The 25,589-nt window shown below is 70.6% G+C and carries 24 protein-coding genes; 15 read left to right on the top strand and 9 right to left on the bottom strand.

What is annotated here, in order from left to right; translation table 11 throughout:
- The first annotated feature begins 88 nt into the window (after window positions 1–88).
- From LSF15_RS13125 to LSF15_RS13110, 4 genes are all read left to right on the top strand, one after another.
- Window positions 89–1,177, top strand: coding sequence for an HAD-IC family P-type ATPase (locus LSF15_RS13125; RefSeq protein ID WP_232498991.1), 1,089 nt, complete (start codon window positions 89–91; stop codon window positions 1,175–1,177).
- Window positions 1,174–2,958, top strand: coding sequence for a cation-translocating P-type ATPase (locus LSF15_RS13120; RefSeq protein ID WP_232498990.1), 1,785 nt, complete (start codon window positions 1,174–1,176; stop codon window positions 2,956–2,958). Before LSF15_RS13125 ends, LSF15_RS13120 begins: the two co-directional genes overlap by 4 nt.
- Window positions 2,959–3,119: 161 nt before the next feature.
- On the top strand, window positions 3,120–4,076 hold the full coding sequence (locus LSF15_RS13115) for an arginase family protein (protein WP_232498989.1): 957 nt from the start codon (window positions 3,120–3,122) through the stop codon (window positions 4,074–4,076).
- Between the two features lie 48 nt (window positions 4,077–4,124).
- Complete coding sequence (locus tag LSF15_RS13110; RefSeq protein ID WP_232498988.1) at window positions 4,125–4,610, top strand: SixA phosphatase family protein; 486 nt, start codon at window positions 4,125–4,127, stop codon at window positions 4,608–4,610.
- Window positions 4,611–4,620: 10 nt separating this feature from the next.
- Here LSF15_RS13110 and LSF15_RS13105 read toward each other — a convergent pair whose 3' ends face one another.
- The 5 genes from LSF15_RS13105 to LSF15_RS13085 form a co-directional block, all read right to left on the bottom strand.
- Entirely contained in the window at window positions 4,621–5,778 is a 1,158-nt protein-coding gene (locus LSF15_RS13105) for an epoxide hydrolase family protein (RefSeq protein WP_232498987.1), read from the bottom strand.
- A 127-nt stretch (window positions 5,779–5,905) separates the two neighbouring features.
- Window positions 5,906–7,495 (bottom strand): FAD-dependent monooxygenase, encoded by a 1,590-nt coding sequence (locus LSF15_RS13100; protein ID WP_232498986.1) that lies wholly within the window; start codon window positions 7,493–7,495, stop codon window positions 5,906–5,908.
- Window positions 7,492–7,995: a hypothetical protein gene (locus LSF15_RS13095; RefSeq protein WP_232499115.1), complete on the bottom strand. Its 504-nt coding sequence runs from the start codon at window positions 7,993–7,995 to the stop codon at window positions 7,492–7,494. The genes LSF15_RS13100 and LSF15_RS13095 overlap by 4 nt, the downstream gene beginning before the upstream one ends.
- A 200-nt stretch (window positions 7,996–8,195) precedes the next feature.
- Window positions 8,196–8,627: an Hsp20/alpha crystallin family protein gene (locus LSF15_RS13090; protein ID WP_232498985.1), complete on the bottom strand. Its 432-nt coding sequence runs from the start codon at window positions 8,625–8,627 to the stop codon at window positions 8,196–8,198.
- A gap of 101 nt (window positions 8,628–8,728) precedes the next feature.
- Window positions 8,729–10,141: an MBL fold metallo-hydrolase RNA specificity domain-containing protein gene (locus tag LSF15_RS13085; protein WP_232498984.1), complete on the bottom strand. Its 1,413-nt coding sequence runs from the start codon at window positions 10,139–10,141 to the stop codon at window positions 8,729–8,731.
- Between the two features lie 254 nt (window positions 10,142–10,395).
- On the opposite strand from LSF15_RS13085, the gene LSF15_RS13080 reads away from it, so the two are divergent.
- The 5 genes from LSF15_RS13080 to LSF15_RS19070 all read left to right on the top strand — a co-directional run bounded on the left by LSF15_RS13080 (window position 10,396) and on the right by LSF15_RS19070 (window position 16,032).
- Window positions 10,396–11,352, top strand: coding sequence for an ABC transporter ATP-binding protein (locus tag LSF15_RS13080; protein WP_232498983.1), 957 nt, complete (start codon window positions 10,396–10,398; stop codon window positions 11,350–11,352).
- Window positions 11,349–13,091: an ABC transporter permease gene (locus LSF15_RS13075; protein ID WP_232498982.1), complete on the top strand. Its 1,743-nt coding sequence runs from the start codon at window positions 11,349–11,351 to the stop codon at window positions 13,089–13,091. The genes LSF15_RS13080 and LSF15_RS13075 overlap by 4 nt, the downstream gene beginning before the upstream one ends.
- Window positions 13,092–13,368: 277 nt before the next feature.
- A complete protein-coding gene (locus LSF15_RS13070) occupies window positions 13,369–14,097 on the top strand; it encodes a hypothetical protein (protein ID WP_232498981.1) in 729 nt (242 codons plus the stop codon).
- Between the two features lie 51 nt (window positions 14,098–14,148).
- Window positions 14,149–15,159 (top strand): zinc-binding alcohol dehydrogenase family protein, encoded by a 1,011-nt coding sequence (locus LSF15_RS13065; RefSeq protein WP_232498980.1) that lies wholly within the window; start codon window positions 14,149–14,151, stop codon window positions 15,157–15,159.
- Between the two features lie 177 nt (window positions 15,160–15,336).
- Window positions 15,337–16,032, top strand: a complete 696-nt coding sequence (locus LSF15_RS19070; RefSeq protein WP_232498979.1) for a DUF305 domain-containing protein — start codon at window positions 15,337–15,339, stop codon at window positions 16,030–16,032.
- Between the two features lie 14 nt (window positions 16,033–16,046).
- Here the strand turns inward: LSF15_RS19070 and LSF15_RS13055 are convergent, their stop codons facing one another.
- Window positions 16,047–16,202 (bottom strand): hypothetical protein, encoded by a 156-nt coding sequence (locus tag LSF15_RS13055; RefSeq protein ID WP_232498978.1) that lies wholly within the window; start codon window positions 16,200–16,202, stop codon window positions 16,047–16,049.
- A gap of 74 nt (window positions 16,203–16,276) precedes the next feature.
- Here LSF15_RS13055 and LSF15_RS13050 point away from each other — a divergent pair, with 74 nt between their 5' ends.
- Genes LSF15_RS13050 through LSF15_RS13035 form a run of 4 tightly spaced genes read left to right on the top strand, consistent with a single transcriptional unit; the run spans window position 16,277 to window position 18,213 of the window.
- Window positions 16,277–16,867 (top strand): sulfite oxidase-like oxidoreductase, encoded by a 591-nt coding sequence (locus LSF15_RS13050; RefSeq protein ID WP_232498977.1) that lies wholly within the window; start codon window positions 16,277–16,279, stop codon window positions 16,865–16,867.
- On the top strand, window positions 16,864–17,634 hold the full coding sequence (locus LSF15_RS13045; RefSeq protein ID WP_232498976.1) for a ferredoxin reductase: 771 nt from the start codon (window positions 16,864–16,866) through the stop codon (window positions 17,632–17,634). Before LSF15_RS13050 ends, LSF15_RS13045 begins: the two co-directional genes overlap by 4 nt.
- Complete coding sequence (locus tag LSF15_RS13040) at window positions 17,634–17,903, top strand: DUF6510 family protein (protein ID WP_232498975.1); 270 nt, start codon at window positions 17,634–17,636, stop codon at window positions 17,901–17,903. The genes LSF15_RS13045 and LSF15_RS13040 overlap by 1 nt, the downstream gene beginning before the upstream one ends.
- 13 nt (window positions 17,904–17,916) lie before the next feature.
- A complete protein-coding gene (locus LSF15_RS13035; RefSeq protein ID WP_232498974.1) occupies window positions 17,917–18,213 on the top strand; it encodes a DUF503 domain-containing protein in 297 nt (98 codons plus the stop codon).
- 22 nt (window positions 18,214–18,235) lie between these two features.
- Here the strand turns inward: LSF15_RS13035 and hutI are convergent, their stop codons facing one another.
- The 3 genes from hutI to LSF15_RS13020 all read right to left on the bottom strand — a co-directional run bounded on the left by hutI (window position 18,236) and on the right by LSF15_RS13020 (window position 22,854).
- On the bottom strand, window positions 18,236–19,528 hold the full coding sequence (hutI, locus tag LSF15_RS13030; protein WP_232498973.1) for an imidazolonepropionase: 1,293 nt from the start codon (window positions 19,526–19,528) through the stop codon (window positions 18,236–18,238).
- Window positions 19,525–21,195, bottom strand: a complete 1,671-nt coding sequence (gene hutU / locus LSF15_RS13025; RefSeq protein WP_232498972.1) for a urocanate hydratase — start codon at window positions 21,193–21,195, stop codon at window positions 19,525–19,527. Before hutU ends, hutI begins: the two co-directional genes overlap by 4 nt.
- A gap of 84 nt (window positions 21,196–21,279) precedes the next feature.
- Window positions 21,280–22,854: a M23 family metallopeptidase gene (locus tag LSF15_RS13020; protein WP_232498971.1), complete on the bottom strand. Its 1,575-nt coding sequence runs from the start codon at window positions 22,852–22,854 to the stop codon at window positions 21,280–21,282.
- Between the two features lie 273 nt (window positions 22,855–23,127).
- Between LSF15_RS13020 and LSF15_RS13015 the strand changes: the two genes are divergently transcribed.
- Together LSF15_RS13015 and LSF15_RS13010 are read left to right on the top strand one after the other, a co-directional pair.
- Window positions 23,128–23,724: a hypothetical protein gene (locus LSF15_RS13015; RefSeq protein ID WP_232498970.1), complete on the top strand. Its 597-nt coding sequence runs from the start codon at window positions 23,128–23,130 to the stop codon at window positions 23,722–23,724.
- Between the two features lie 45 nt (window positions 23,725–23,769).
- A complete protein-coding gene (locus tag LSF15_RS13010; RefSeq protein ID WP_232498969.1) occupies window positions 23,770–25,530 on the top strand; it encodes a protein kinase domain-containing protein in 1,761 nt (586 codons plus the stop codon).
- Window positions 25,531–25,589 lie beyond the last annotated feature (59 nt).

The raw sequence follows: 25,589 nt of genomic DNA, 5'->3' as shown, positions 1-25,589 counted from the left end.
TCCTCCGTCGTCACTCCGCACAACCATATACCCCCATGGGGTATTCCGTTCGGTTGTGGGAATCGTCGCGGCAACTGAGGATGAAGACATGGCGAACCTTCCGGAAGCGGCCATCGACCTGTCAGACCTCCCCGACCCGGTCCGTACCGATGCCGCATCCGTCGCGAGTGCGCTCGGCGTCGATCCCGATCGTGGCCTCTCGAGCGACGCGGCCGCGCGACGGCTCGCCGCGATCGGGTCGAACGAGCTGCGCAGCACCGAACGCAACCCGCTGTGGCGGCGCATCCTCGCCCAGTTCACCGACCCCCTGATCGTGCTGCTGCTCGCTGCGGTCGCCATCTCACTCGTCGCGTGGATCATCGAGGGCGCCGAGGGCCTGCCGATCGACGCGATCGTGATCTTCGCGATCATCCTGCTGAACGCCGCGCTGGGCCTCATCCAGGAGGCCCGAGCCGAGAAGGCGGTCGCGGCGCTCGCCGTGATGACCCGTGCCCAGTCGACGGTGCTGCGCGACGGCGAACTCGTCACCGTGCCGAGCGCCGAACTCGTGCCCGGCGACATCCTCGTGCTCGCCGAGGGCGACCAGGTCGGCGCCGACGGCCGGCTGTTCCGCGCGAACGCGCTGCGCATCGCCGAGGCTTCCCTCACCGGCGAGAGCTCCGCCGTCGAGAAGCATCCGACGACCATCGAGCGTTCCGAGTCGATTCCGCTCGGCGACCGCACCGACATGGTCTACAAGGGAACGGCGGTGAACCGCGGCACGGGGCGCGCGATCGTCACATCGACCGGCATGTCCACCGAGATGGGCGCGATCGCGACGATGCTCGACGAGACGGCGGAGGAGCCGACCCCGCTGCAGAACGAGGTGAACCACCTCGGCAGGATGCTGGCCCGCATCGTCATCGTCATCGCGATCGTCGTGATGGTCACGATCGCGCTCATCGAGGGCATCAGCACGCCCGCCGAATTCGTGCAGGTGCTGCTGCTCGGCGTCTCGCTCGCGGTCGCAGCCGTGCCCGAGGGCCTGCCCGCCGTGCTGTCGGTCGTGCTCGCGCTCGGCGTGCAGCGCATGGCGAAGCGGAACGCCGTGGTGAAGAACCTCTCGAGCGTCGAGACGCTGGGGTCGGCATCCGTCATCTGCACCGACAGACCGGCACGCTCACGACGAACCAGATGACCATCGAGCGGGTCGTCACGGCATCGGGCACGGTCGACCTCAGCGGCGTGGGCTATGCGCCCGTCGGTCGCGCGACGAGTCGCGGCGGCGAGCTCGGCGAGGACGACGGACTGCACGGGGAGGCGCAGTTCGTGCTCGGCGCCGGCTCGCTCGCCAATGACGCCCAACTCGCCGAGCACGACGGTGAGTGGGAGATCCAGGGCGACCCCACCGAGGCGGCGTTCCTCGTGGCGGTGCGCAAGCTCGAGGGCACCGCGGAGCGGGCATCTCACTACGGCCGCGTCGGCGAGGTGCCGTTCAGCTCCGAACGCAAGATGATGTCGACGGCACATCGGCACGAGAACGGCGCGGTACTGCTCTTCAGCAAGGGAGCGCCCGACGTGCTGCTCGAGCACTGCTCCCGCCTCCAGGTCGGCGATGCAACGGTGCCGCTCGACGCCGAACGCCGGGCACGGGCCCTCGCCGACGTCGATGAATTGTCGGATGCCGCGTTCCGCACGCTCGGCGTCGCCTACCGTCCGGCACCCGAGCTCCAGAACATCTCGGGCGGCGAGGACCGTCCGCTGATCGACGAGTCGCATGAGCACGACCTCGTGTATGCCGGTGTCGTCGGCATCATCGACCCTCCGCGCCCAGAGGCCAGACCGGCGATCGCCGAGGCGCACGCCGCCGGAATCAGGATCATCATGATCACGGGCGACCATCCCGCGACGGCCGCGCGCATCGCCCGCGACCTCGGCATCATCGCCGACGACGGCATCGCCCTTCCGGGAGCCCGCCTCGACGACATGGACGAGCAGGAGCTCCGCGACACCGTTCGCTCCGTGTCGGTGTTCGCGCGGGTCGCTCCCGAGCACAAGCTGCGCATCGTCGACGCGCTCCAGGCCGACGGGCAGGTCGTCGCGATGACCGGCGACGGCGTGAACGATGCCCCGGCGCTGAAATCCGCCGACATCGGCGTCGCGATGGGCATCACGGGCACCGAGGTCACGAAGGAGGCGGCGAAGATGGTGCTCGCCGACGACGACTTCGCGACGATCGTTCACGCCGTGCGCGAGGGCCGGGTGATCTTCGACAACATCCGCAAGTTCCTGCGCTACCTGCTCTACTCGAATATGGGCGAGGTGCTGACCGTGTTCTTCGGCATCGTGTTCGCCGGGGTGCTCGGGCTGACTGCGGCGGCCGATGGCGGACTCGTGCTGCCGCTGCTGGCGACGCAGATCCTCTGGATCAACCTCGTCACCGACTCGGGACCGGCGCTCGCGATGGGCGTCGACCCCGAGATCGACGACGTCATGGCGCGGCCTCCGCGTGGGATCCACGATCGTGCGATCGACACCGGCATGTGGATCGGCATCGCCGTGACCGGCCTCGTCATCTCGGTCGTCACACTGCTCACGATGGACATCTTCCTGCCCGGCGGGCTGATCCCCGGCGGCACCGACACCCTCGAGGTGGCCCGAACCGCCGGCTTCACGACGCTCGTGTTCGCGGCGCTCATCACCGCGTTCAACGCACGGTCGGCCACGTCGAGTGCGTTCCGGGGGCTGTTCTCGAACGCATGGCTGTGGGGCGCCGTCATGCTCGGCGTGGTGCTTCAGGTGGCGGTCGTCTCGCTGCCGCCCCTGCAGGTGGCATTCGGCACGGCCGCGCTCGACGGCACGCACTGGCTGGCGTGCGCGGCGATGGCATCACTCGTGTTGTGGGTCGAGGAGGTCAGGAAGTTCGGCATTCGCGTCGTCGAACGGCCGCGAGGGCGAGCCGATGCCGCGGTGCTGTGAGGGGAGTGCGCCGCGGGCAGCTGATGGGCCGCATCGAGTTCTTCCCGCCGGTCGGCTGCTGGGACGCATCGCCGCGCCGGCACCCGTCGAGTCCGGGATCGCAGACGCGTTCGATGCGGGATGCCTCGGCACGAGGCATCCCGCATTGCTAGCTTCGAGGCATGTCGACGCTCTCGCACGATCCGCTCTGGCCACGCGCGGGTGACTGGCCCTCGCTCGACGAGCTGCCCCCCGGGGCATCCGTCGATCTCGCACTGCTCGGCGTGCCGGCGTCGCGCACCTCGCTCTCGCCGACGAACGCGCACGAGACGCCCGCGGCGATCCGGGATGCGCTGCGGCGGTACAGCCCGGCGCTGATGCCCGACCGGCGCCCGGCCGTCGACCGCGGCATCGCCGCCGAGGCATCCGACCCCGTCGACCTGGCAGCCCTGCGCTTCGCCGACGCCGGCGACATCGTCGACCCCGACTCGGCCGAGGGCGAGGCCCGCACGATCGCCGCGGTTTCGGCGGCCCTCGAACGGGCCTCGGCGCTCATCGCGCTCGGCGGTGACAACTCGGTGACCGTCGCGACGGCGCTCGGCGCGTGGGGCGACGACCTCGCGACCGCCGGACTCGTCACGATCGACGCGCACTACGACCTGCGCGACGGCGTCAGCAACGGATCGCCCGTGCGCCGGCTCGTCGAGGCCGGGCTCGACCCGCACCGCATCGTGCAGATCGGCATCGCCGACTTCGCGAACTCGGCGGCCTACGCGCAGCGGGCCGCCGACCTCGGCATCACGGTGATCCACCGCGATGAACTACACGGGCGCGACCTCACCGAGGTCATGGCGGGGGCGCTCGAGATCGCCGGCGCCGCCGGCGGACCGGTGCACCTCGACGTCGACGTCGACGCGTGCGACCGGTCGGTCGCGCCCGGATGCCCGGCCTCGGTGCCGGGCGGGCTGGCTGCGTGGGAGTTGCGGGCGCTCGTGCGCGCCGTGGCATCCGACGCGCGGGTGCGCAGCGCCGACCTCGTCGAGATCGATGCGACCGCCGACGCCGCCGACGGGCGCACCGTCCGGCTCGCGGCGCTGTGCGTGCTCGAGTTCGGCGCCGGACTGTTCGCGCGAATCTGACGCGGCGACCCCTCGCGCGACGGCGCGCGCGGTGGCAGACTCGGCACCATGAAGACGCTCGTACTCGTGCGTCACGCGAAGTCGAGCTGGGACGAGCCCGGCCTCGACGATCATGAGCGTCCGCTCAACGAACGCGGACTGCGCAACGCCCCGGTGATGGGCCACCGTCTCGCCGAGCGGGGCACCGTTCCCGACGTGATCCGGTCGAGCACCGCCGTGCGGGCGCGCAGCACCGCCCAGCTCATGGCGCGTGCGATGGGCCTCATGCATGAGCACGTCGAGCTCGACGAGCGCCTCTACGGAGCGTCGCCCGAGACGATCCTCGAGATCGCGGGAGAGATCGACGACTCCATCGGCACCGTGATGCTCGTCGCCCACGACCCCGGGCTCTCGGACCTCGCGTTCTCGCTGTCGGACAGCACGATCGAGCACATGCCGACCTGCGCGATCGCCGAGTTCCGCTTCGACATCGAGAGTTGGCGCGACGCCGTCGACGCCGACCCCGTCGACGTCTGGTTCGACACGCCCCGTTGATGTGCGCGGGTCAATGTGCGCGGAGCACCCTGACCGCCGAACGGATGTCCTGGACCATCAGGTCGGGCTGCTCCCATCCGGCGAAGTGGCCGCCCTTCGCCAGCTCCTCCCAGCGGACCAGGTTGTTCGCACCCTCGACGGTGCGGGGCACCGCGGAGCCGAGATCGTGCGGCATGGCGACGATCGCAAGCGGGGCCTCGGACCTCTCGGGTTCGACGCCCCAGCCCGACGCCCCCTCCTTGTAATACCGCATCGACGACCAGATGGTGGCGAAGTGCCAGTAGATGCTGACGGTGGTGAGCATGTCGTCCTTGGAGAAGACCTCCTCCGGCGAGTCCTCGGCGGCCGACCAGTCCCTGAACCGCTCGACGAGCCAGGTCAGCAGGCCGACCGGTGAGTCGGTCAGCGCCAGGCCGAGGGACTGCGGCCGGGTTGCCTGAACGATCGCATAGCCGCCGAGCTCGTACTGGTAGCTCATCGCGCGCTCGACGGCACGCGCCTCTCGCGGGTCGCTGAACTCCGCCGTCTCGGGTGTGAGCTCCTCGCCGCCGAGCACGTCGGTCAGGTGCAGGCCGACCAGGTGCTCCCGGTCGATCAGGCCGATCGAGCGTCCGATGAGTGCACCGGTGTCGTACCCGTGCACGGCATACCGCTGGTAGCCCAGCCGCGCCATCAGCGTGACCATGGCCGCGGCGGCCCGGTCGGTGTTCCAGCCGACCGCGGGACCGGATACACCGAAGCCGGGAATGGTCGCGATGACCACGTCGAACGAATCCTCGGATTCGCCGCCGTGCGAGTCCGGGTCGACCAGAGGGTCGATCATCGGGAGGAACTCGGTGGGCGCCCCGGACCACCCGTGGAGCAGGAGCAGCGGCGTGGCCCCGTGGTTCGCGGAGCGAACGTGGAAGAAGTGCACGTCGTGCCCGTCGATCGGGGTGGTGAACTGCGGGACGGCGTTGATGCGCCGCTCCTGCGCTCGCCAGTCGAACTCGCTCGCCCAGTACGTCACGAGCTCCTTGGCGTAGTCGACCGGGACACCGTGGTCCCAGCCGGTGCGGGCGTCTTCCACCGGCCAGCGGGTCTGCTGCAGCCGGGTGGTCAGCGCGGCCAGGGACTCGTCGGGCACGTGAAGCGTGAAGGGGCTGATGGTGGTGTTCTGTTCGTTCATGGCCCTCACGCTACGGGGCGATCCGGTCAGGTTCTGTCCGCTTCGGGCGGCCCCGAGGAAGACCCTCCACACACCGCCCCCGGGTGTCTGCCCGAGGTCGGCGGCGAGCTGCGCGACCGTGTCGTGGTCATCGCGCAAGCGGCTTGCCAAGACGTTCAGGCGCACCCACGAGACGTAACCAGTCGCCGAGCTGTCCGTCGGCTTCGCCACAGCGGAAGCCGACATGGCCGTCTGGGCGCACGGCCACCACCCCGCGTCCGGGATGGCTGACGATTCGGTGAATGTGCACGAGCGCTCGCGGCTGTCGAGTGCCGAGCAGGTCCGGGTCCCATCGCGCATCGCGTTCGAGGAGAACATGGATACCGGGCGCCGCCGTCAACTCGTGCAGGCGACCGACTCGACCGTCGGTGGTGACGGCGGCGTCGGCAAGCCGGTGCCCGGGGCGGGGCCACCGGTGGTTGCGAGGGGCGCCGTCGCGCGAGATGCCGCTCTGCCCGTAGTGGACATAGGGCTGTGCGAGCAGTCGGACCGCGATGGCGGTGAGTCGCTTCCGACGGAGCAGCGCCGGCATCACGGGCGCAGCGAACGGCAGTAGCCCGCCGCGGAGCAGCCGAGCGGCCGGATTGGGTGAGGCTTCGGCGAAGAAGATCGCGTGCGTCAGGGCGAGGACACGGCGGGCGGCTCGGCGCCGCTCCTGGTCGTAGGAGTCCAACAACCGCCCGTGCCCGCTCCCGACCGAGGCGAGCCCGAGCTTCCAGCCCAGGTTGGCGGCGTCGAGGATCCCGTTGTTCATTCCCTGCCCGCCTGCGGGCGAATGCGCATGAGCCGCATCGCCGGCGAGGAACAGTGCGCCTCGACGGAACGGCTTCGCCACTCGTCGCTGGAGTGGAATCCGCGCCGACCAGCGGACGTCACTGATCGTCGCCGCCAGGCTCGACTCCTCGAGGAGCCGTCGCACGTCGTCCGCGGGTGCGGGGAGGTCGAGCTGACCGAAGGCTGCGCTGGGATCGGGCTCAGCGGGGCGGGTGGCCAGCATGCGCCACGTGGACCCCTCGCCGAGCGCGAACAGGAACGCGAGCCCCGACGCGTTCACGGCGACATGGAGCATCCCCGGCTCCGGGGCATCCTGGAGCTCGAGGTCGGCGAGCAGGGCCTCGACACGGTACGGCGCACCGCTCCAGGTTGCGCCCATCACACTCCGCACGGTGCTGGACTGGCCGTCGCACCCGGCGATGAACCGACACGGATGGAGTTCGAGCCTGTCGTCAGTGGTGCGGAGGCTCGCGGAGACGAGCCGACCACCGGACGAGAACGACGAAACGCCCAGGAACTCGACTCCCCACTCCACTCGGACGCCGTGCTCCTCGAGGGCCGACCAGAGCACCTCCTCGACATCGGCCTGACGCACGAGCGTCAGATGTGGGAAGGCCGTGTCCGGCAGATCGACATGGCCGAGTTGCACTGGCACGACACGCCGGCCGAAGTGGATCCGAGCCTCTGGCGCGGTATCCGCCCGGTCGAGGAGGGCTTCGCTGACGCCGAGCGGACGGAGGCACTCGAGGGCTCGGGCGTGGAGCATCATCGCGCGGGAAGGCCGGACGCGCTCACGGCGCCGATCGATGATCCGGACGCGTGCGCCGTGAGCGTGCGCCTGCAGCGCCAGAGTCAGGCCTGTGGGGCCCGCGCCGACGACCAGGACGTCGGTCTCGGTGGTCATGTCACTGCGACCAATCGCCACCACGCGTCATCCGATGCTGCTGCCGATGCTGCTGCCGTCGATGTCAGATCCGGGTCAGCCAGGACGTCGTCGCGGTGCAGCCCGGGAAGGACCCGGTACCGTATCGAGCCCGGGACGCTGCCCAACTCGAGTACCCGCCAGAGTGCCGCGGCGTAGTCGCGAGCCTGCTGCGGGCCGTCCCACTCGTAGACCCCTCGGTACACGCCCGACGCATCATGCGCGCACCAGAGCTTGGACACGTAACCCGGGAATCCTACGAAGAGCGGGGTGTTCAGGAGGCTCTCGGCCTCGAAGAGGCGGTGCAGCGCCCGGCCCCGGAGGAGGCGGAGCTTGAACGCGACGACGAGCACACAAGGATCGGCAGGCAGGCCGCGGTCGACGACCGTCTCACGGTAGACCCGCGCGGTGCTTCCATCCGCGAAGCGCAATACGCGGCCGACGTTCCCGCGGGGGAGATGCACGCGCCCGCGGGCGAGCATCACGACGCTCGTCCGCACGCAGCGGCCCACCGCTCGCCATGCTCCGCCCCTCGGCGCCGGTCCCCACTCGGTCGACATCATGCACCCCGTTCCATGGTCGGCACTCCATCAGGTTCCACCTCGGGTACCGCGACCAGGCGCTCAGCGTGACCGTCTCGCAGGACGAGCTGCGCATCACGTCGGCCGAGGGGAGGCGGCGCTCAGGAGCCGGGCGTGATCTCGACCTTGCGTGGCGACGGCACCGATTTGTACGGCACGGTGACACGGAGTACACCCTGGTCGAACGTCGCAGTCACGGAGCCCTCATCGGCCTGCTCGGGCAGGATGATGCGGCGGTAGTAACTGGAGCTGCTCTCGCGCACGACGTACTTCTTCTTCTTGTCCCCTTCGGTCTCCCGCTCCTCCCGCTGTGCACGGATGACGAGCGCGCCACCGTCGATGTCGACGTCGACGTCCTTCTCGGCGAAGCCGGGGAGGTGCGCTTCGACGGTGAGCTTCGAGTCGTCCTCCGTGTAGATGTCGGTCGTCGGTGCCGCGTGGCGGCCGGTGCTCGAGGACATCTCGGAGAACAGCCGGTCCCGCAATCCGACGAGGTCCGAGAATGGGTCGAAGCGTGCGAGTGACGTGGCCATGATGGCCCCCTTCCTGAGCGTTCGATCTCACACTAGGGACTTCGAGTGCGCTGTCCCGGGTCGAAGGTCCCTCGTCGCGTGGTCGAGCTCGTCCACGGTGATCAACGACGCGGCGGTGGTGCGCTGACCGTAGCCTGGTGCGCCCCCAGCCCCACGCGCTGCAGGTGCTCGGGCACGTGGACAGGCCAGTGGAGCTCCCGCTTGATGCGGGCGCGAAGCGTGTCGGCCGCGGCCGGCTCGCCGTGCGTCACGTAGACCGCCTCGGGCGGCCGGTCGACGGCGCCCATCCAGGCGAGCAGCTCGTCGGCATCGGCGTGCGCCGAGAGGCTGTCCATCGCGACGACCTCGGCACGGATCGGCACGTCCCGGCCGAAGATCCGCAACGATCGCGCGCCGCCGAGCAGCGCCGATCCTCGCGTGCCGCCGGCCTGGTAGCCGGTGAGCACGATCGCATTGTGCCGATCGGAACCGTACGCGACGAGATGGTGCAGGATCCGCCCTCCCGCGAGCATCCCGCTCGCCGAGATGATGATCATCGGGCCGCCCCGCAGGTTCAGCAGCTTCGAGTCGTCAACCGTGTGCACACTCGTCGCGAGATCGTACATGCGCTCGATCTCCCGGGCGTCGAGCCGGTGCTCCTCGGGGTAGCGCTCGTAGATGGCGGCAACGTTGATCGCCATCGGGCTGTTCAGGTAGATGGGGATGTCGGGCAACTCGCCGCGGTCCCGCAGCCGCGAGAGGTGCAGCAGGATCGTCTCGGTACGGCCGACCGCGAACGCCGGGATCAGCACCACGCCGTTCTTCTTCGCGACCCGGCGCACGACCTCGCCGAACACCGCCTCGGGATCCTCGTCGGCGTGGAGGCGATCGCCATAGGTCGATTCGGTCACGAGCACGGTGGCGGGTTCGAGTGGGCGCGGGGGTCGCATCAGCGGGTCCGAGGCACGCCCCAGATCGCCCGAGAAGTGCACGACGCGCCCTCCGACGCTCACCCGCACGCCCGCGGCGCCGAGGATGTGACCGGCGGGCACGAACGTGAACTCGAGCCCCCGAGCGATCTCGTGGGTCGTGTCGAAGCCGATCGGCCGGAAGCGATCGAGCGACCGCGTGGCATCCGCCGCCGTATACAGCGGCGTCGGATTCCGATGCGACGACCAGCGACCGGATGACGCGTGCCGCGCCTCCTCTTCGAGGAGGTAGCCACTGTCGGGCAGCACCACGCCGCAGAGTTCGGCGGTGCCGGGTGTCGTGTAGACGGGGCCGCGGAAGCCGTCGCGAACGAGAGCGGGCACGTATCCCGAGTGATCGAGGTGCGCGTGCGTCAGCACCACCGCGTCGATCGACTCGGGATCCACGGGAAACGGGGTGCGATTGCGCTCGCGCAGCACCTTGTAGCCCTGGAAGAGTCCGCAGTCGACGAGAATTCGCGTCGAGTCGAGTTCGATGAGGGTCTTCGAACCCGTCACGCTGTCTGCTGCGCCGAGGAACTGGAGTCGAGCGTTCGTCTGGGGCATGACAGCATGCTCGTCGTCGACATTCCTGGAGTACGGGTCGAAGGTCACATGCAGCTGTCGAACTCGCTATGTCCCGGCGACCGGCGCGTTCTCCAGGCCTGGCCCGGCCGGCCAGGCGACCGACTGAGACTCAGCGGATGCCGCGGCGCGGCGCCCCGGGCGAGCAGGCGGAGCACGATCCGCAGGAGGGACCTTCGGCCCGGATGAGGGCATCGGCCACCTCTATCGTTTGAGGACTATCCGGGGGGTACGGTATGCGTCCGATCGAAGTGCGCGATCTGCACAAGGCCTACGGCGACGTGCAGGCGGTCGACGGCGTCTCGTTCGAGATCGAGCGCGGCGAGGTGTTCGCGCTGCTCGGACCGAACGGCGCCGGCAAGACGACCGTCGTGGAGATCATCGAGGGTCACCGCACGGCGGACTCGGGCGAGGTGCGCGTGCTCGGGCACGACCCCGGCCGCCGTGAGCGGGAGCTGCGCGAGCGCATCGGCATCGTGCTGCAGGAGGCGGGGTTCGATGAAGACGCGACCGTCGCCGAGCTCGTGCGCCTGCACCGCAACCTCTACCCGAGGCGGCTCGACGTCGACGCGGTGATCGAGCTCGTCGGGCTGACCGCGAAGCGCGCGGCGCGCGTGCGGACGCTCTCGGGCGGGCAGAAGCGCCGGCTCGACCTGGCCCTCGGTCTTGTCGGCGACCCCGAGGTGCTGTTCCTCGACGAGCCCACCGTCGGTTTCGACCCCGAGGCGCGGCGGCAGGCCTGGTCGATCGTGCGCGACCTGCGTGCGAACGGCACGACGGTCCTGCTCACCACGCACTACCTCGACGAGGCGCAGCACCTCGCCGACCGCGTGGCCATCGTCGTCGCGGGCCGGCTGGTCGCCCTCGATTCACCGAGCGAGCTGGCCGCGCACGGCCGTGAGACCGTGATCGCGTTTCGCACGACGGAGCCGACGGATGCCGCCGCCCTCACGTCCCGCGGACTGTTGGAGTTGCTCGGCGACGGCGCGGCGCTCGAGTCCGACGGCGCCGGATGGCGTCTGATCACGGATGACGCGACGCGCACCCTGCACGCGGTGACGACCTGGTCGCTCGAACGCGGCGTCCCCCTCGATGCGATCGAGGTGCGGCGCCCGACCCTCGAGGACGCGTACCTCGAACTCGTCGGCGAGCACCCGGTGCACGCGGGAACGGACGAGGCGGTGCGGGCATGACCACGGTGCCCGAGGCATCCGTCGCCGGCGGACCGCCGCCCGCAGTCGACACCGGACGTCCGGGGCCGTTCGGCCTGACCGCGAGCCGCAGCGCCCACGTCTTGCGATCGCTCTGGCGCGCCCGCATCGCGTTCGTCTTCACGTTCGGGATGCCGCTCGCGTGGCTCATCCTCGTCGGCATCGTCGCTGGCAATGAGGTGATCGATCCCGTGACCGACCTTCGGGTCATGCAGTTCGCGACGCCGACCGCGCTCGCGATGGGCTGCCTGTTCGCCACCCTGCCGTCGATCGCGATCGGCGTGGCCCTCGATCGCGAGTCGCTCGTGCTGAAGCGATTGCGCGGCACGCCGCTCCCGTCGTGGGTGTACGTCGCGGCGCAGGTCGTCGCGGTCGCGCTGCTCGCGGCCGCATCAGTGGCGGTCGTGCTCGCAGTGGCGATCCTCGCCTACGGGGTCACGGTGCCCGGTGATGCCGTGCTCCCCCTCGTCGTGACGATCGTCGTGGCGCTCCTCTCGTTCAGCGCGATCGGCATCGCGGTCGCGTCGTTGGCGTCGTCCGCCCGCTCCACCGAGGCGATCACGATCGGTGCCGTCGTGGTGCTGTCGTTCATCTCGGGCGTCTTCATCATCGGGGGCGAACTGCCGGAATGGCTGGAGCAAGTCGCGTGGGCGTTGCCGCTCAAGCCCTTCGTCGTCTCGTTGCAGGAACTCTTCAACCCCTACGACGACCTGCCCTGGAATCTCGGCCATCTCGCCCTGATCGCCGCGTGGGGCGTGGGGGGCGCCATCGTCGCCGCCCTGGCCTTCCGCTGGGAGCCGCGCGCGGGACGGCGGGCGGCGGCCCGCGCGGCGGCGGGCGAGGGGCGCGCGGCGGCGGGCGCGGCGGCAGGGCGGTCGGGTGGCACGTCGGCCGCGGCCATCCTCGACCGCGTCGAGTCCGGGCAGCCCACGGCCCTCACGAGGACGCTCGGTCAGGTCGGCGCTGCCGTGCGGTCCACCCTGCGACGGCCCGGCGACCTGTTCTTCGCGGTCGCGGTTCCGCTCGGGCTCGTCTGGCTGCTCGTGACGCTGCAGGGCGGCGGCGAGCGCGACGGCATCCCGCTCATCACGTCGACCGCCGCGGCGATGTGCGCGTGGGGCGTCGCCGTCGTGGCGTTCATGAACACGGCCGAGTGGTTGGCCCGCTCAGCCGAGCAGGGCATCCTCAAGCGATGGCGCGGCACACCCCTGTCGACCGGCGAGATCGGCGTGGGTCGAGCCGTTGCGGCCGTCGTGGTGGCGTGGGTGATCGCCGCGGCGATGCTCCTGCTCGGTGCGGCGGCCTTCGAGTTGCGTACGACGGCGACGGGCATCCTGCTGAGCGCGGGCGTCGTGGTGCTGGGCGTGGCGGCGCTGGCCGCCTGCGGCGTCCTGCTCGCGACCGCGGTGCCAGATGCCCGAGCCTCGGGTGCGGTCGCACTGCTGCTGCTCTTCGTGATCGCCTTCTTCTCCGACGTCTTCGTCGTGGGCGGCCCCGACTGGATGCGGACCGTCGGCGCGTTCTTCCCGCTGACTCACCTGCGGCAAGGACTGCTCGAGGCATGGCGCCCCGACGGGCCCTTCATCGCATGGGCAGCAATCGGGATCCTCGTTGCGTGGGCGGCGGGCGCAATGATCGCCACCTGGATCCTCGAGCGTTCCCGTGGGGCGAGCTGGACGGCGGCCGGTCGCCGGCCGAAGACCCCGCGCGACGCGGCGTGACGGGGCATCCGTCAGGCGCCCTCGCCACATCACGTACCAGATGGGCGTGAGCGAGGGACGACCCTTCGCTGACATGGTCGCAAGGCGCATGCCGCGGAAAGGGGCGAAAGTCCCCTGCGACAAGCGCCGGGACCACTACGTCGGATATCTCGCCGACCCCGACGGGCACGTCCTCGCGTTCGCCCACGAATCGGGCTCGTGACGGCGTCGTTCGCTGAGCACATCCCGCGGGACCTTCGGCCTGCAGACCGATCCGGCCCCGGCATATCCTGCGCGCATGGGATCGACGGACGTCCGTCAGCGCGGCGTCCAGGAGCGGGCGCTATGGGGTCGATGGGTGCTCGCGAACGCCACCGGCGAGGGAATCGGACTCGGCGGGTCGCTCCTCGTGGGCGTCGGGATCGTGTCGCTGCTGGGGGCGCAACTCGATCCATGGGTCGACATCGGTGTCGCACTCGTCGCCGTGGCGCTCGGAACGTTCTTCGAGGGCGTCGTCGTGGGCTACGCGCAGTGGCGCGTGCTGCGTGATCCGCTTCCGGCGATGTCGTGGGGGTCGTGGGTCTGGGCGACCGCGATCGGGGCGGGCATCGCTTGGCTGCTCGGGATGCTGGCGAGCACCGTCATCTCGCTCGTCACCGGTCCCGCCGACACCGCCGAGGCCGGTGCGGCCGCCCCGGCGGAGCCCGCACCGGTCGTGTTCTACCTGGCCGCCGCGGCGCTCGGGCTCGTGCTCGGACCCATCCTCGCGAGCGCCCAGGTCGTGGTGCTCAGGAGGTACGTGGCGCATTCCTGGTGGTGGATCCCCGCCAACGCCGTCGCCTGGGCGCTCGCCCTCCCATTGACCTACCTCGGCCCGAGCATCATGGCCGACCTGGGCGTGAGCGTGCTCGGCGTCGGCATCCTGCTCGCGAGCGTCGTCGCGGCTGGGGCAATCGTCGGCGCCGTGCACGGGTCGGTACTCATACGGCTTCTGCGCGAGCCGATCGCGACGGCCGGCCACGGCTGACTCGGCGATCGAGGGATGCCGCGTCGACGCGGTGATCGGAAGGGAAAGGCCATGGCGACGATGCGCGCGTGGCGGACGGGCACATCCGCCGGAGAACTCCAGCTCGTCGAGGCGCCCGTCCCGGTGCCGGCCCGCGGCGAGGTGATCGTTCAGGTCATCACCTGCGGAATCTGCCGCACCGACCTGCATGTGATCGACCACGAGATCCCCGTGCATCGGCCCGGCGTGATACCCGGCCATCAGGCGGTCGGCCGAGTGGCCCGACTCGGCTCCGGGGTGGACGACGTCGCGGTCGGAGACCTTGTCGGCGTCGCGTGGTTGCGCCACACCTGCGGCACCTGCGAATGGTGCCGATCGGGCTCGGAGAACCTGTGCCCGCGCTCCGAATACACCGGCTGGGACGCGGACGGCGGTTTCGCCGATATTCTCGCCGCTCCGGCCGCGTTCGTCTATCGCCTGCCGGCTGACGCCGACCCGGTCACGACCGCGCCGTTGCTGTGCGCCGGCATCATCGGATTCCGTGCGCTCAGCCGGGCGAACCTCCCACCCGGTGGCCGGCTCGGGCTCTACGGCTTCGGATCCAGCGCTCACCTCGTCGCGCAGATCGCGATCGCCGCGGGCGCCGGCGTTTCCGTGATGACGCGCGGCGAGCAGAACCGCGCACTCGCCCTCGAGCTCGGTGCCGGGTTCGTCGGCGAGGAGGCGGCCCCGCCGCCGGAACCGCTCGACTCCGCCATCGTGTTCGCCCCGGCAGGCGGTCTCGTTCCCGTCGCGCTCGCAGCGACCCGCAGCGGCGGGACGGTGGTTCTGGCGGGCATCGAGATGTCGGACATCCCGTCGATGTCGTACGAGGCGTCCCTGTTCCGGGAGCGCGACCTGCGCACGGTGACCGCCAATACCCGGGATGACGGCGGTCGGCTCCTCGGCCTCGCCGCGAACCTCGGGTTGCGCCCGAAGGTGACAACGGTTCCGTTCGATTCGCTGGGCTCGGCGATCGACGACATGCGGCACGGCCGTGCACGCGGGTCGCTCGTACTGACGGTCGAAGGTCCGGTTGGGTGACCTTCGGCCCGGTCACCGGCGGCCTGAGGCCGCATCCTCAGGGCCCCGTTCTCATCGGCCTCGCGCTCGCTCTTCGTCCCTGGCTCCTGATCGACCGAATGCCCGGCGCCGCGCGCATCCTGTGAACTCGGGACCTTGGGCCCGCGCGACTGGGCGGCCCGGGCATATCCTGCACGCGTGGAATCGACCGGTCGTGTCGTCCATTCGGACCGGAGTCCACGGCCGATCGCAAACGTAAGGAGCATCGTGCTCACGCCGGGATTCTGGGTGGCCGGAGTCGCCGCATTCGTCTTCGCGGCCGGCACGCTGTCGGGTTGCACGATCAACTTCATGGACGCCGACGACGACCGTGGATCACGGATGATGGGCGACCCTGGGCCGGGTGGCGGAATGACGGGTGACTCCGACTCCGACGCCGGCGGCTTCAGCCCTGGCGACATCATGTTCGCGCGGATGATGATCCCGCATCACCAGCAAGCCATCGACATGTCCGAGCTCGCGCTCGAGAAGTCGGCGGACCCGGATGTACAGGCCCTGGCGGAGCAGATCCGCGAGGCCCAGGCATCCGAGATCGTGATCATGGAGGGATGGCTCGATGAGGCAGGGCGACCTCGCATGCCGATGGGAGACGGCATGGGGATGGGGATGGGCGGGATGCTCAGTGACGCCGAGATGACCGAGCTGGAGAATGCGACGGGCGCGGAGTTCGACCGGCTCTACCTCGAGGGCATGATCACCCATCATGAAGGCGCCATCGTGATGACGCGGATGATCCTGGACTCGCGGAACCCCGAAGTGAGAGGGCTCGGCGAGGCCATCGTCGAAAGCCAGACCACCGAGATCGAGCTGATGGAGCAGATGCTCGGTCGTTAGGTCGGGCGTCGGGTTCACGGAACCTTCCTGCTTCGGGCTGTGAGCAGGAATGCCAGGACCAGGCCAGGTCCGGCGAGCGCGAGGATCACCGTCGACTCCGCGAGCGTCGGCCACTCGATGTACGGGTTGCCGGCGCCGGCGTCGAACAGCACGACGGGCGGCGCTGGCACCGGCTGATTGGCATCCGACCGGTGACAGGCGGGGACGAGGTCACTAGTCTCGATCCATCGGGCAAGGAGACGCCATGTCATTCATCACCAGGGGGTTCGGCGGTCGCAGTCGCGAACGCGACGATCGGCTCCCACCCGGTCAGACCCTCGTGCACGACTTCCCGGTGCTGTCGGCCGGTCCGACGCCCGAGGTCGACACCGCCGAGTGGGAGTTCACGATCCGCACAGAGTCGGGTTCGCAATCGTGGAACTGGGACGAGTTCATGGCGCTCGACATCGACGAGGTGAGCACCGACATCCATTGCGTCACGCACTGGTCGAAGCTCGGCACGAGCTGGCGTGGGGTGTCGCTCGACACCCTCTTCGAGCACGTCGAGACCGAGTACGACTACGTCATGGCGCACAGCTACGGCGGCTACACGACGAACGTGCCGCTCGACGAACTGCTCGACGGCAAGGCCTGGGTCGCCTTCGAGTTCGATGGCGAGCCGCTCGATCCCGAGCACGGAGGCCCTGCCCGATTGCTCGTGCCGCACCTGTACTTCTGGAAGAGCGCGAAGTGGGTGCGCGGACTCGAGATGATGCCGAGCGACGAGCCCGGCTTCTGGGAGCAGAACGGCTACCACATCCACGGCGACCCCTGGAAGGAAGAGCGCTACTGGTGAGCGACACGATCGACACCACGGCCGGTATTCGCGCGGTTCCCCGCGCCGGTTGGCACGTCGGCACCGTCGTCGCCGTGCACCGCGAGACGCCGAATGCGACGCGCCTCGAGCTCGAGGTCGACGGATGGCCCGGCAACGCGCCGGGGCAGCACCTCGACGTGCGGCTCACCGCGCCCGACGGGTACACCGCCAGCCGCTCGTATTCGATCGCGTCGTCGGGCGACTCGTCTCGCGTCGTGCTCGCGGTCGACAAGCTGCCCGACGGTGAGGTGTCGCCGTTCCTCGTCGACGAGGTACGTGCGGGCGACAAGCTCGAACTGCACGGGCCGCTCGGTGCGTTCTTCGTCTGGCGTCCGGGCGGCGACCATCGCCCCGTGCAGCTCATCGCGGGCGGCTCGGGTGTCGTGCCGCTCTACGCGATCGCGAGCGCACGCGCCGAGGCCGGCGACGAGACGCCGTTCCGGTTGCTCTACTCGGTGCGCACCCCCGACGACGTGTACTTCGCTCGCGAGCTCAAGGCGCTGGCCGGGACATCCGCCCCGCTTCGGCTCGATCTCGTCTACACGCGTCGCGCGCCCGACGGCTGGCCGACGCCACCCGGACGCATCACGCGCGAGGCGCTCGAGGCCGCGGTGGTGCCGGCGGCGCAGCATCCGCTCGTGTACGTCTGCGGTTCGACGGGATTCGTCGAACGCGTCGCCGACTGGCTGGTCGGGTTCGGACACGACGCGCGGTCGATCCGCACCGAGCGATACGGAGGCATGTGATGACCCACCTCGACGGCAACTCGCTCGCCGGACCGCTCTCGGAGTTCTTCGCCTTCGACGTGACCGTGGCGGTCGCGAAGTGCGAGGGCTGCGGCTCGATCGCCGAACTCGCGCGGGCGATGGTCTACTCGAGTGACGCCGGCTCCGTGGTGCGCTGCGACTCGTGCGGCCAGGTGCTCATGACGCTCGTCGAGTCCGAGGATCGAGCGTGGATCCGGTTCACGGGGATGGGCGCCATCGAGGTCGCGCGCACGCCGACCGCGGGCTGAGGGCGCCGTCTCGATGTGGATCGGGTGGATCGAGTTCGACCTGCTGCTCGGCGACGTGCACTCGCTGAAGGAGAAGCGGGCGGTGCTGCGACCGCTGCTGGCCGACCTTCGCCGCTCGACCGAGGCGAGCGTCGCCGAGGTGAGCGATCAGGACCTGCACCGGCGTTCACGTATCGGCGTGGGTGTCGTCGCGGCGCACGCCGAGCGGGTGACCGATGCGCTCGACCGGGCCGAGCGACTCGTTGCCGACCGGCCCGAGTTCACCCTGCTGTCGGCTCGGCGACGCATGCGGCGAAGCGACGACGACTGAGGTGCCTCGGTGCAGCGCGGCGTCAGGCGACGGCGGCGCCGTCCTTCCACACGCGTGACACGAGCGGCACACCTGGCCGATAGGCGAGGTGCACGTGGCTCGGTGCGTCGAGCAGCACGAGATCGGCGCGTGCCCCGGGCCTGATCGTGCCGACGTCCGTTCGCCGCAGTGCCGCCGCGCCACCTGCGGTCGAGGCCCACACCGCCTCGGCCGGGGTCATCCCCATGTCGCGTACGGCGACCGCGATGCAGAACGGCATCGAGCTCGTGAAGCTCGACCCCGGGTTGCAGTCGCTCGCGAGCGCGACCGTGACTCCCGCGTCGATGAGCCGGCGCGCATCGGGGTACGGCTGGCGGGTCGAGAACTCGACGCCCGGCAACAGGGTGGCCACGGTGTTCGATGCCGCGAGGGTCGCGACATCCGCATCGCTCAAGAAGGTGCAGTGGTCGACGGATGCCGCGTCGAGGTCGACCGCGAGTCGCACGCCCTCACCGGGGCCGAGTTGGTTGCCGTGCACGCGCACGCCGAGTCCGGCGGCGTGACCGGCCTCGAGCACCCGCCGGGACTGCTCGGGCGTGAAGGCGCCGCGCTCGCAGAAGGCATCGACCCAACGCGCGTGCGGCGCACACGCCGTGAGCATCTCACCGATGACGAGGTCGACGTAGGCGTCGGCCGCCTCGGCGGCGTCGCCGTCGAACGCCGGGTCTTCACGGTACTCGAACGGCACCACATGCGCGCCGAGGAATGTGACCTCGTCGGTGACCTCGCGGGCGAGGCGCACGAGGCGCTGCTCGTCGGCGACGCTCAATCCGTAGCCGCTTTTGATCTCGAACGTCGTGGTGCCCTGGGCGTGCAGCTCGGTGACGAATCCGGCGAGGCGGGCACGGAGCTCGTCGTCGGTGGCGGCCCGCGTTGCGGCGACGGTCGAGCGGATGCCGCCCGCGGCATATCGTTGACCCGCCATGCGCGCCGCGAATTCATCGGCCCGGTCTCCGCCGAACACGAGGTGGGTGTGCGAGTCGACGAACCCGGGGATGACGGCCCGCCCGCCGACGTCGACGAGTTCGACATCGGCGTCCCAGATCGCGCGATGCTCGTCGCCCTCGCGTCGGTCCTCGCGCTCGCCGTCGCGCGAGAGGTGCTCGCCCGCGTGGGCGGCGGTGCCGACCCACGTGATGCGTCCGTCCTCCACGAGCACCGCGGCGTCACGCACGATGCCGAGCGCCCCGCCGTCACGGTCGGGTGCAGGGTTGTTCGTCACCAGTTCGGCGATGCCGGTGAGCAGCATCCGTCGTGTGGCCGCGCCGTCGCTCATGCGTCGAGCATAGGCACGCGCAGCCCGCGCTCGCGAGCGACCTCGACCGCGCGGTCGTAGCCCGCGTCGACGTGGCGCATGACGCCGGTGCCGGGGTCGTTCACGAGCACGCGCGCGATCTTCTCGGCCGCCAGCTCGGTGCCGTCGGCCACGATGACCTGGCCGGCGTGGATCGAGCGGCCGATGCCGACGCCGCCGCCGTGGTGAATTGACACCCAGGTCGCGCCCGACGCCGTGTTGAGCAGGGCGTTCAAGAGCGGCCAGTCGGCGATCGCGTCGGAGCCGTCGGCCATGGCCTCGGTCTCGCGGTAGGGGCTCGCGACGCTGCCCGAGTCGAGGTGGTCGCGGCCGATGACGACCGGCGCGCTCAGTTCGCCCGAGGCGACCATCTCGTTGAACTTGAGGCCTGCGAGGTGGCGCTCCTGGTAGCCGAGCCAGCAGATGCGTGCGGGCAGGCCCTCGAAGTGCACCTTCTCGCCCGCCTGCGTGATCCAGCGGCGCAGGTGCTCGTCCTCTGGGAACAGCTCGAGGATCGCGCGGTCGGTCGCCGCGATGTCGGCCGGGTCGCCCGAGAGCGCCGCCCACCGGAACGGCCCCTTCCCCTCGGCGAAGAGCGGGCGGATGTACGCCGGCACGAAGCCCGGGAAGGCGAACGCGCGGTCGTACCCGCCGAGTTCGGCCTCGCGTCGGATCGAATTGCCGTAGTCGAAGACCTCGGCGCCCGCGTCCTGGAACTCGACCATCGCCTGCACCTGCTTGGCCATCGACGCACGGGCGCGCTCGGTGAACCCCTCGGGGTCGGATGCCGCGAGCTCGTGCCACTCGTCGACGCTCACGCCCTCGGGCAGGTAGCTCAGGGGGTCGTGTGCGCTCGTCTGGTCGGTGACGATGTCGATCGCGACACCACGGGCGAGCAGTTCGGGGAAGACCGTCGCCGCGTTGCCGACGAGGCCGACACTGAGCGGCGTGCGCGACGCCTTCGCCGCGAGCACGCGCGCGATCGCGTCGTCGACATCGTCGGTCAGCTCGTCGAGGTACCCGTGGTCGACGCGGCGCTGGAGGCGGGTCTCGTCGACGTCGACGATGAGCACGACGCCCTCGTTCATGGTGACGGCGAGCGGCTGCGCGCCACCCATGCCGCCGCAGCCGCCCGTGAGCGTGAGCGTGCCGGCCAGCGTGCCGTCGAACCGGGCGCGGGCGATCGCGCCGAAGGTCTCGTAGGTGCCCTGCAGTATGCCCTGCGTGCCGATGTAGATCCACGAGCCGGCGGTCATCTGCCCGTACATGGTGAGGCCGAGCTGCTCGAGCCGGCGGAACTCGGGCCACGTCGCCCAGTCGCCGACCAGGTTCGAGTTGGCGATGAGCACGCGGGGCGCCCACTCGTGGGTGCGGAACACGCCGACGGGCTTTCCCGACTGCACGAGCAGCGTCTCATCGGCCTCGAGGTCTTCGAGCGTGCGTACGATCGCGTCGAACGCCTCCCAGTTGCGGGCTGCCTTGCCCGTGCCGCCGTAGACGATGAGGTCTTCGGGCCGCTCGGCGACTTCGGGATCGAGGTTGTTCATGAGCATGCGCAGCGGCGCCTCGGTCTGCCAGCTCTTGGCGGTGAGCTCGGAGCCGCGCGCGGCGCGGACGGTGCGTGCGGGGGCGGTGGGTGCGTCGGTCATGCTCCGATCACACACCACGTGATGGCACCGGGCAACGGATGTCGCGTGGCTCGCGTCTGGGATACCGGACGGACCCGGGTGGACTCAGCCGAGGGCGACGCCGCGAGCGGCCATGAACGGGATCGCGTTGACGGCGGTGCCGTCGATGCGCACCTCGAAGTGCAGATGGCAGCCGGTCGAGGCGCCGGTCGAACCCACGGCCGAGATGAGCTGCCCGGCGGTCACGGTCTGACCGGTCTCGACGACCGTGCCGCCGTCGATCAGGTGTGCGTAGCCCGTGGAGATTCCAGACCCGTGGTCGATGAGCACCCAGTTGCCGTACGTGCCGTTCGGTCCGGTCTGCACGACGGTGCCCGAGGTCGCGGCGAACACGGGCTCGCGACATCCGGCCGAGATATCGGTGCCGCGGTGGAACTCGTTCACACCGGGAAGTGGCTTGTTGGGGCGGGGGCCGAAGCCATCGGTGAGGTCGCCGGTCACGGGCACCGACCAGCCCTGGTCGCTGAGGAGCCCGGAGTCTCGCGGGAGGGTCTGCACGAATGCGACACTCGCCGATGCGACGCGGGTCTGCAGGCCCGAGAGCGCCTTGCGGGCCGAGGTGACGGCGCGCTCGGCGCGGTCGACCTTCTTCTCGAGCGCCTCAATGTCGATCTCGTCGACCGCGGCCCATGCCTCGGCCGCGCGCGCTTCAGCGGCGACGGCCTCGGCGTCGCGCTCGGCGGTGATCTCGAGCAGCTTCTCGGCATCGCCGGCGATCTCGGTGACGCGGGCGACGCCGCTGAGACCGGCGAGCAGGTCGCGCCCCTGCCCGAACGCGGCGGCCATCGAGTTCAGCGAGGCGTCGCCGCCCTTCGAAGCCGCGAGGTAGGCGCGGGCCGCGGCGTCGGCGTCGAGCCGTGCGTCGTCGGCGATGGCTTGGATGTTCTCGGCGATGGCGCGGGTGACCTCGCGCGTCGACCGAGCGGCGTCGAGTTCGGCCTCGGCGTCGCGGAGTGCGGCGACTGCGCGATCGAGCGCAGCACGCGCCGTGATCAGCGAGGTGACGTTCGAGGCCGTGCCCGTGGTCGAGGTGCGGGTCACGATGCGAGCGACCGGTCCGTCTCCGACGAGGACGACCGGTGCGCTCGGCGTTCCGGCCGGTGCTGTGCCCGGCGTGGGGGTCGGGGTCGGGGTCGGGGTGGGGGTCGGGGTCGGTGTCGGCGTCGGCGTCGGCGTGGGGGTCGGCGTCGGTGTCGGCGTGGGTGTCGGCGTCGGGGTGGGGGTCGGCGTTGGCGTTGGCGTGGGGGTCGGCGTCGGCGTCGGCGTGGGATCGGGAGTCGGCGTCGGCGTCGGCGTGGGATCGGGAGTCGGCGTCGGCGTCGGTTCGGGAACGGGAGTCGGGTCGGGAACCGGCGTCGGGTCGGGCACGGGTGCGGGGTCGGGCGCCGGAGCCGGCTCGGGAGCCGGAGGGGGGTCGGCCGGAATCGGTTCAGCGGTGACCGTCGTGGTGTCGGTCGTGCCGGTCTCGGTTGCGACGACCTCTTCGGCGGATGCCGGAGTGGCGACAGCGACCCCGAGGACGATCACGGCGGCGACCGCCGTGACCATGACACCACGCGGCCGGGCGCGGCGCGCTCGGAACCAGTCGTGGCCCTCAGGGGCCTCTGGGTTCCACTTCATAAGCTTCCGTTCGGGTCGTCGGTCGCACTCGACGGGTCGGGTCTCCGCTCGACTCAGAACAGTCTGTCACCGCCCACGCAGGGTCACAACACCCAAGTGGGGGGTGCCGAGGCGATGTTCCGTGGGAATCGGCGACGCGGGTCGGGTTTCGACACCTGCTGCTCACATTCCGGACATCCGTAGATCGTCTGCGGACGGACTCTTCGTAACCCACGGCGCTGAGTCTGCTTCCGAGCGGCAGAGGTGCATGCCGGCATCGGAGTAGAGGGCATCGTGACCGGTAATCATGTCGCGCTCGGCGGCACAGCGGGTGCGCCCGCGCGGGTGAGGTTCGCGGTCTTCGATTCGGACACCGATCCGATGCTGCAGGCCTGGGCCCGGTTCCGCGAGCCGTTCGTCGGCCGGCCGCAAGGCACCCGGCCGACGCGCGCGCCGGTGGCGCCGCTGGGGAACGCCGGATCCATCGTCGCCGTGGCGCGCTCGACGGCACGCTCGGGCGCGCAGCGATGGCCCGGAATCTGGCGGCTGCTCGCCTCGAACAACCGCGAGCTCGGACGCAGTTCGTTGTTCTACGACAGCTTCGACGCCGCGTGCGCACACGTGCGACGACTGCAGGCGCAGTGTGCGGAGCTGGAGATCACGGTCGTCGCCGGTCCGCACAACGCGTCGCGCGGATGGGTCGTCTGGCACGAAGGCGTCACGGTGATGACGTGCGGTCGGTGGTACAACTCGACCTCGACGGGCGCTGCGTCGGCACTCGGCGCACTCGCAGCGTTGCCGCATGCGATCATCGCGGATGACGCAGACCGAAGCGCCTCATCGGGCCGATTCGGTCGACGTCACACGGTGCCCGAGCATGCCCTCGGCTGACCGACGGGCCGACTCCAGCGGCGACCGTGGGGAGCGCACCGGAGGATGACCGACTCGTCGGGCCTCGTGTCGCGCCGGTTCCGGCTCGGCGAGCTCCTCGGAACCGGCGGGTCTGCATCGGTGTTCGCGGCGGTCGACACGAGCACTGGGGCATCCGTCGCCCTCAAACTGCTGCACCCGCACCTCTCGGGGCGGCCCGCGACACGCGAGGCGTTCTTCGCCGAGGCGCGGCGGGCGCGGGAGCTGCGACATCCGAACATCGCTGGCGTGCTCGACGTGGGCGTCGACACGCACGGCGTCGACCCGGTCGCGTGGATCGCGCTCGAGCGGGCCGGCGGCTCGAGCCTCGCCGAGCACGTCGAGCGGCGCGGGCCACTGGGCGTCCCCGAGGCGCTCGCCGTGCTCGACGGCATGCTGCGCGCGCTCGAGGCGGCGCATGCTGTCGGCCTCGTGCACCGTGACGTGTCGCCCGCCAATGTCATGGTCGCGGTCTCCGATGCGGGTTCGATCGCAACGGCCGGCGTTCGGCTGCTCGATTTCGGTCTGGCGGATGCCGCGGGGCGGGCCGCCCTCGGAAGCGACGTGCTGCGCAGCGAGCCCGATTCCGACCGTGCCGGGGTGATCGGCAACGTGAACTACATGTCGCCCGAGCAGGTGCGAGGGGCGGCCGTCGACGAACGCGGCGACGTCTACCAGGCGGGCGCCGTCCTGTACTTCGCGCTCACCGGCCGCCCGCCATTCGGCCGCGCGACCGTGAACGAGACGATGCGCGCCCACCTCGACCTACCGCCGCCGGTGCCGTCGGTGATGGATTCGCGCATTCCGCGCGACGTCGACCGGCTCGTCGTGCGGGCGTTGCTGAAGGCGCCCTCGGACCGGTTCGCGTCGGCAGGGGAGATGCGGGCGGCCCTCGACGTCGCTGGTCGAGGAGCGGCGCAGCCGCGCGTAGAGACCCGGGCACGAGGTCTCGATACGCCAGCTTCGCCGGCTACTCGACCGGCGGGCGCGCCGGCGACGGGGGTGACGCGCGTGCTGGGCAGCACGAGTGTGCCCGACCGATCGCCCGCGGCGGAACGCACCGCCGTGCAGCGGGCGGGCAAGGGTCGGCGGCCGCTCTCGCGGCACCGGCACCGGCGCCGCATGGTGAGTGCGTGGATGACGGGTGCCGGTGTGGCCGCGGTCGTCGCGACGCTCGCCGGATTCGCCGCCGCCGGGTCGCCGGTCCTCCCGGTTCCGACTGCCTCGTCGCCACCCTCGCAGGTTGCGCCGCTCCCATCGCCGGCCGACGACGCGGCGCCGTCGAGCGCGCCCGTTCAGCCTGACCCGGTCGTGGAGGCCGTCGAGGTCGTCGTGCCGCTCGTCGCGTTCTCGAGCCTCGCCGAGGCGATGCGGGCGCTCGCCGACGCCGGACTCGAGGCCGGCGAGCTCACGGTCGTCGATTCGGCGCATGCGGCTGACACCGTGCTCGACTCGTCGCCGGCGGCAGGGACGCCGGTCGCAGTGGGTGCGTCCGTCTCGCTCACAGTCGCTTCAGGGTTCAATCGCGTGCCCCGGGTGGCCGGACTGACACGTACGGAGGCACTCGGCGCGTTGCAGGGCGCCGGCTTCACGGTCGCGCTCGCTACGATCTCGACCGATGTCCTGCCCGGCACGATCGTGGGCAGCGACCCGGCCGAAGGGACCGCGCTGGCGTTGGGAACGACGGTGACAGTGCTCGAATCGGATGGCCCTGCTCCAGCCTCCCTGCCGCCCGCCGCGACCGCAACACCGTCACCGGCCCCTCCTTCGGGGGGCAATGGCGGGTGAAGCGCCCGGATGCCATTCCGAATCCAGACCTCCTTCGCATTCGCGATGTCGATCGTTCA

The organism is Agromyces humatus (assembly GCF_021228295.1).
In the GTDB taxonomy this organism is placed as follows: Bacteria; Actinomycetota; Actinomycetes; order Actinomycetales; family Microbacteriaceae; genus Agromyces; species Agromyces humatus.
The sequence above is the reverse complement of the archived record's forward strand: the minus strand, read 5'-3'. Positions and strand labels throughout refer to the sequence as shown.

Bases quoted from the DNA above. Each gene is read 5' to 3' on its own strand.
- LSF15_RS13105 (WP_232498987.1), bottom strand. From the start codon at position 5,778: ATGAACGAACAGAACACCACCATCAGCCCCTTCACGCTTCACGTGCCC.
- LSF15_RS13115 (WP_232498989.1), top strand. From the start codon at position 3,120: ATGTCGACGCTCTCGCACGATCCGCTCTGGCCACGCGCGGGTGACTGG.
- LSF15_RS13070 (WP_232498981.1), top strand. From the start codon at position 13,369: ATGGGATCGACGGACGTCCGTCAGCGCGGCGTCCAGGAGCGGGCGCTA.
- LSF15_RS13050 (WP_232498977.1), top strand. From the start codon at position 16,277: ATGTCATTCATCACCAGGGGGTTCGGCGGTCGCAGTCGCGAACGCGAC.
- LSF15_RS13065 (WP_232498980.1), top strand. From the start codon at position 14,149: ATGGCGACGATGCGCGCGTGGCGGACGGGCACATCCGCCGGAGAACTC.
- LSF15_RS13110 (WP_232498988.1), top strand. From the start codon at position 4,125: ATGAAGACGCTCGTACTCGTGCGTCACGCGAAGTCGAGCTGGGACGAG.
- LSF15_RS13075 (WP_232498982.1), top strand. From the start codon at position 11,349: ATGACCACGGTGCCCGAGGCATCCGTCGCCGGCGGACCGCCGCCCGCA.
- LSF15_RS13085 (WP_232498984.1), bottom strand. From the start codon at position 10,141: ATGCCCCAGACGAACGCTCGACTCCAGTTCCTCGGCGCAGCAGACAGC.
- LSF15_RS13100 (WP_232498986.1), bottom strand. From the start codon at position 7,495: ATGACCACCGAGACCGACGTCCTGGTCGTCGGCGCGGGCCCCACAGGC.
- LSF15_RS13020 (WP_232498971.1), bottom strand. From the start codon at position 22,854: ATGAAGTGGAACCCAGAGGCCCCTGAGGGCCACGACTGGTTCCGAGCG.
- LSF15_RS13120 (WP_232498990.1), top strand. From the start codon at position 1,174: ATGACCATCGAGCGGGTCGTCACGGCATCGGGCACGGTCGACCTCAGC.
- LSF15_RS13040 (WP_232498975.1), top strand. From the start codon at position 17,634: ATGACCCACCTCGACGGCAACTCGCTCGCCGGACCGCTCTCGGAGTTC.
- hutI (WP_232498973.1), bottom strand. From the start codon at position 19,528: ATGAGCGACGGCGCGGCCACACGACGGATGCTGCTCACCGGCATCGCC.
- LSF15_RS13080 (WP_232498983.1), top strand. From the start codon at position 10,396: ATGCGTCCGATCGAAGTGCGCGATCTGCACAAGGCCTACGGCGACGTG.
- hutU (WP_232498972.1), bottom strand. From the start codon at position 21,195: ATGACCGACGCACCCACCGCCCCCGCACGCACCGTCCGCGCCGCGCGC.
- LSF15_RS13090 (WP_232498985.1), bottom strand. From the start codon at position 8,627: ATGGCCACGTCACTCGCACGCTTCGACCCATTCTCGGACCTCGTCGGA.
- LSF15_RS13125 (WP_232498991.1), top strand. From the start codon at position 89: ATGGCGAACCTTCCGGAAGCGGCCATCGACCTGTCAGACCTCCCCGAC.
- LSF15_RS13035 (WP_232498974.1), top strand. From the start codon at position 17,917: ATGTGGATCGGGTGGATCGAGTTCGACCTGCTGCTCGGCGACGTGCAC.
- LSF15_RS13010 (WP_232498969.1), top strand. From the start codon at position 23,770: ATGACCGACTCGTCGGGCCTCGTGTCGCGCCGGTTCCGGCTCGGCGAG.
- LSF15_RS13095 (WP_232499115.1), bottom strand. From the start codon at position 7,995: ATGCTCGCCCGCGGGCGCGTGCATCTCCCCCGCGGGAACGTCGGCCGC.